We start from the raw sequence: 2276 nt of genomic DNA, 5'->3' as shown, positions 1-2276 counted from the left end.
TATTTTCCTTTGTAAATGAGAATAAAATTAAAAAAGTGATTATATAAAATAACCACTTAATAAAAAATATTATATATAATCTAAATTAACAATTTATTACTAACTAATTATAGTGTATCATTTATTATATTAAAACAACATAAAAAAATGAATTATTTATCAAAAATAACTCATTTGCTCAGTCGAACCTTCAATACAAGCAATTTTTGTTGTATTTTTTTATTATGGTGTGGATAATGAGATTCGAACTCACACGAGAAAAATTCTCACATGCCCCTCAAACATGCGCGTATACCATTCCGCCATATCCACACAAAAAATAATAAAAATGAATTTATTATTTTTATTCTAAAACGAACATATAAGGACGCATTGCGTCGTCATTTTCTATTTTTTCAATTTCTAAAAAAGGATATTTATATGTTAAAAAACCTTCTATTTGGTCTAAATGATCTTGAGAAACTTTTTTATAATCATAAAAAATAGTTAAAAATTTATTGTCTGAATTAACCATTTTTTCTAATAAATATTTTGTTAATGTGTTTAAATCCAAATGATTATAAAGAATTTTTTCTTCTAAAATGGCTAAATAATTATCTTTATTATTTTTTAAAGATTCTAATATTTCCGCAAAATGTTCTTCATTAATATTTAATGAATCTGTAGACAATTGATTAGATTTTTTTAAATGGACTACTTCGCCAATTTTATTTTTTTTAATGTTTTGTCGCATATTCACTAAATTATCTTTTAAAGAAACTGTTTCATCAAAAGATAAAAGCGCACTGTAACTTTCAGCTATGTTTTGCGTTTCTACTAAATTAACCTTTAAATCAGGAAAAGCTTTTAAAGCTTTTTGTGCCGCTAATTTATTTTCTTCACCGTTAGTTAAAACGATAATATGAGAAGGTTTTAATTGTTTAAAAATTTTGTGAAATTCTTTGGAAGAAACTGTTTTATTAGATTTATCAGATTTATCAATGATATAATTAACATTCATATCTGAAAAAATATTTTTTATTTCTTCGTTAGAAACAACCGATATTAAAGAATAACTTAATTGAGAAGCGTTATCGGCGTTTTTTTGTTTCACAACGTTTTCGTTTTGTTCTTTCATGTTATCAACTTTACATCTTTTTAAAGTTCCGTACTGTAATAAATTAGTTAAAACATCGCCAGGCATATTAGTATGAATATGTATTTTAACTAAATTATTATTTTCTAATAAAATCAAAGAATCGCCAATATCTAATAATTCTTTTCTTTTATTTTCTAAAATAAAACCACTTTTAGGTATTAATTGAACGATATATTCTGTACAATACATGTATTTTAGATTTTCTCCTACGACATGTTCTATATTATCAAAAGAATGAGCACCTTCGTCGAATGAATCATATGTTTCCAACATTAATTCGTCGTTTTCTAATATTTTTAACATACCTTCTAAAATACAAACAAAACCAGCTCCACCACTATCAACAACATTAAATTTTTTTAAAACGGGTAGCAAATCGGTTGTTTTGTTTAAAGAAATTTTAGCATGTTTAATCATATATTTTAAAACATCTTTTAAAACTTTAAAACTCTTTTTCTTATGAGTCGCTTCGATAGATTCACGTAAAACAGTTAAAATAGTGCCTTCAACTGGTTTCATAACCGCTTCATAAGCTTTTTTATAACCATTCACAAAAGAGTCGATAAATTGAGAAATATCAATCGTATCTTTTTGAAAAACGTTAATTTGTTCAAAAATACCTGAAAAAAACTGAGATAAAATAACTCCCGAATTTCCTTTAGAACTCATCAATAAAGCGTCAGATAAAACTTTAGACATTTTCATGATAGAGGGATCGTCAACAAGTTTTAGTTTTTCTATTCCTTCTGCCATAGTCATTTGCATATTAGTCCCTGTATCTCCATCTGGAACAGGAAAAACATTTAAATTGTTTATTTTTTTATAATTATTTTTTAAATTAATAGCGCCATTAATTACCATTTTTTTAAATAAAATACCATCTATAATTTTGTGATCTGTCATTATTTGAATCCTTTTTTTACAATTAATATGTTTATTAGTGATAATAATTATTTTTGGTTTTAAATTTATAAAATGTTTTTTATGATTCGTTGATCTATAATATTTATTTATAGAAAACTTTTGTAAATGATTATAGTTAATCTCTTTATAATCCATACCTGTGTAATTTATTATAAATTATAAAATATTTTTTAAAATATATTTAAAAAATAATGAAAAAACCCCTTTTAATTAT

General features: G+C 23.7%; 1 protein-coding gene and 1 tRNA gene. Both read right to left on the bottom strand.

Features of this window, described 5'->3' with window-relative positions:
* Positions 1-225: 225 nt before the first annotated feature.
* Positions 226-312 (bottom strand) — tRNA-Leu (locus tag RI76_RS00265).
* Positions 313-343: 31 nt separating this feature from the next.
* Entirely contained in the window at positions 344-2041 is a 1698-nt protein-coding gene (locus tag RI76_RS00260) for a DAK2 domain-containing protein (RefSeq protein WP_017192116.1), read from the bottom strand.
* Positions 2042-2276: the final 235 nt, after the last annotated feature.

This window comes from Milkweed yellows phytoplasma str. MW1, from assembly GCF_000309485.1.
In the GTDB taxonomy this organism is placed as follows: Bacteria; Bacillota_I; Bacilli_A; order Acholeplasmatales; family Acholeplasmataceae; genus Phytoplasma.
The sequence above is the reverse complement of the archived record's forward strand: the minus strand, read 5'-3'. Positions and strand labels throughout refer to the sequence as shown.

Bases quoted from the DNA above. Each gene is read 5' to 3' on its own strand.
- RI76_RS00260 (WP_017192116.1), bottom strand. From the start codon at position 2,041: ATGACAGATCACAAAATTATAGATGGTATTTTATTTAAAAAAATGGTA.